This window comes from Nonomuraea lactucae (assembly GCF_003313395.1).
In the GTDB taxonomy this organism is placed as follows: Bacteria; Actinomycetota; Actinomycetes; order Streptosporangiales; family Streptosporangiaceae; genus Nonomuraea; species Nonomuraea lactucae.
This window is the reverse complement of record NZ_QNFZ01000692.1, coordinates 1-3,220: the sequence shown is the minus strand read 5'-3', so window position 1 is coordinate 3,220 and position 3,220 is coordinate 1. Positions and strand designations below refer to the sequence as shown.

1 protein-coding gene is annotated in these 3,220 nt (G+C 55.3%); it reads right to left on the bottom strand.

The window, feature by feature from the left end; translation table 11 throughout:
* Positions 1–679: 679 nt before the first annotated feature.
* On the bottom strand, positions 680–3,220 hold a 2,541-nt coding region (locus DQW85_RS25510; RefSeq protein WP_205315403.1), incomplete at its 5' end, for a LamG-like jellyroll fold domain-containing protein.

Here is a 3,220-nt window from a genome sequence, read left to right as displayed (position 1 = left end):
GTCTCGCTGTCCCGCAAACGGCCGAACCTCCATCGAGCTCAACGGGCCGGCCGACGAGAGAGGTTAAAGATCAAGCTCAGATCCGGGCAGGTACTGTATGCCGGAGTTGAACCCGGTTGAGGCATTTCAACCTCGGTTTGCCGCAGCCAGGAATGATACCCAAGTTGGCGCCATGCCGTAGACAACCCGAAGCTACAGGATGATATAGGCCCTATTCCTTTACATCACGCTCTCGAATGACTAAGCTGTAAGGCTTATGGTAATGATGGAATTCGAGCGCAACGCAGACTAAGCCGCCGACCATAAGCCCAATGCCGGCCTTGCTTTGGATATCGAGAACCGCGTGCACTCCGTTATACATCAAAGCCATATATGCAGACCGAAATAGCATTAAAGTGCCTACGGCCATGAAAGTAATACGCATCGTCCTGACACCGAGAAGGACTCTCTGCTTGCGCACCCAAAGGATGGGAGCAACAAGAATAGGGATTAAGGCTGAAATGAGAAACAATTCTTCAGTTCCCATAAGGAAGCTTTCGACGTGCGCCCAGAGCGAGTTCAGGTTAGCAGTCGACTCCATTTTGAGGCCTCTCTTTCTCAATTTTCCGCAAATGACCAAGTCGCCTACGCTTGCATCCCCGCAAGCGTAGGCGACTTGCAACTGCCCGGCTCCAGCTACTCAGCTACTGCCGTAGCGCTTTCCCCAGTACGTATGCCACCAACTATAATAGTCGTTCGTTTGCCAGGGGATGCACTTGGCTGTAGTTTTTTTTACATGATAGCAGAATGTCACTTCTGCCCGGAAGTAGTGTCGATAAGCTTCAACCTGGCAGTACTGCAGAACGTTCTGGAAGCACTCCGCCTTAACGCGTCTCTTGTTCCAGACCGGCTGGAGCTCGAAATCGTCTCCAGGGTTCGGATCGGATGGTTTCGTTGGGCCCGTTGCTTCGTATGTTTTGCAGGCGACTTCTGAATTTCCCTGCAACGCGAAGGTAACCTCGCCGGATCCCGCACGCCGACCGTCTATTGTCAGTCCTGCGCCCGCTTGAGCGTTGTATTTGCTGTTCATAAAACATGCCTCGCCGATCGATTTCATTACGAGGTTACGTTTTATATACTTCGCTTCCTGCGTATTTGTCTTGCTTTCTTGGGACCATACTCGTATATAGTTATAGAAAGTCCCTGGGTCTGATGCGGGGAAGTTTCGGTTTGCGGCTAGATCCCAGACGGTTTCTCCGAGGCCATCGTTTTCGCTAGACCGGGCGAACCAGTAAGAACCGGCGTCTACCGTAACTCCCCATCCTTTCCGCTTCTTTCCCTTGGGAGAGTGCTCGTTCTGGATTAGAAGTGTAGATGTCTTGAAGCCGGGCTTCTCGCACTTCCACTGACCCTTTGGATCACTGGACTCAACCTTTAGGCAGATCCCTTCTCCGATAGAACCTCCGCCGGAACCTTCCTTGCCGCAATCTTGCGCACTGGTGGTAGCCGCCATTGACGGCGGCAACCTCCCGTCAACCTGTCCCGCGCAGGAGTCGGCATTATCAGTCCAGTCCTCGTAGGTGGCATAGGGGACTTGTATGACAGTCATATTTCCGCAGCGGTCGAAAGCATGGACTGAGATGCTAAAGGTTCCCGGGTCCACCTCCCCTTGCGCGCCCGTAGCTGCGGATCGATCTCTGTTTTGGGACTGCCCTGGAGCATCCCATGTTCGCCTCACTTCGGCCGTAACATGGATCACGCCGTTTGGCCCCAGAGTAACAGCCGCATTGTCGAGAGCAACTGCTAGATTGGTTCGAGACTCGCCCAGCCGTGCCAAGCTCTGGCGTTCTTGGATTAGTGCAGTATTCAGAAGAGACAGCTTGGCCGTATTCGGAGCTGTGGCGGAGACTCCAGGCGCTTCCCATATAGTGGATGCACGCCCTTCGAGTACAGCATCCTGAGCCTCGTAGTACGTCTTCACTCTCGTTATGTAAGAGCTAGCGTTTGACTCACTAAGGGTTGAGGTCTTGGCAGGCTGAGGGCCATCCAAGAAGGGTATGCATGCCTCTCCAGCAGGTGGCGGCGGAGGTACGGCCTTAGGACTTACCGATGCTGTCGCCCAGTCACCTGAACCGAAGGCAGTCTTAGCCCGTACTTTCACCGTGTACTTCGCGCCGTTGGTCAGTCCTGTGATTGCCGCGTACGGCTCTTTGGCATCGAGGTTCTTAACCGCTGTGCCATCGTCGGTGTTCACCTGAACGTCGTAACCATCGAGTAAGGCAACGCTGCCGTTATTTGCCGGTAACCCCCAGCTGGCAACTGCACTACTATCGCCGGCTTGGATCGCTAGATTTAGCACTTTGCTGGGAGGACCCGCGGGGAGGTAGGTAAGGCCTATTGAGGGCTGCTCAGTCGAGGCGGCGTTACCAAAAGTGATAACGGCGTCAACGTTTGACGTGAGCAACAGCCACTGATACTCGCTTCCCGCGATATCGGATTGAGGCTTGCCGATGGGAAAATCATACTGCTTGTTGGGTTCGATGTCTCCCGTAAGGTCCGAGCCCTTTGTCTCAGCCGTGACAGGGGTTTTTAAAGGTCTCGCTGAGATCACTGCGTCTGTCGGGCAGGCGCCTGATGGACATACAGGTGTGCCAAGCTTCAGGATGCCCTCTGAGACCCCGGCGCCATCGGGGAGTTCATCAAGCTTGAATCCGACGACAGCGGCGATCTTGTCGGTGCCTGTACCTCCGATCTGCATAGTTGTTGAGTCGGTCAGCGTACACGGGCCGTCGTTGCAGGCTGTGGGGTTTGTTTTTGCGGTCTTGATGACGAAGCTGTCCTTACTCAGCGTCAGAGATTTGACATTCTCCACTGGGGCTGGTGGGGGGGTGCCGGGCGTTGTGAAGTTATTTACGGCGGTCTTGGGCGTGCACACCTCGGTTCCAGAGCCACCAGAGGTGGATGTCGCCACGGCTGTGCTCCGATGGTTGGTGACGCGTGAAGAGGTCGCTCCGCCAAGCGGGGTGTTCATGTCGGTGGTGATTTCGCTGGGGGTTTGGGCGCGGTTGTAGATGCGGACCTCGTCTATGGCGCCTTTGAAGTATTCGCCGTAGATGCTGTTGCCACCGAGGTGGAGGGCGCCGCTGTCGTCGGGCAGGGTGCCTGTGAAGGGTTTTTCGCCTATTTGGGTGCCGTTGAGGTGGAGGCGGGCTTTGGTGCCGTCGTAGGTGATGGCGAGGTG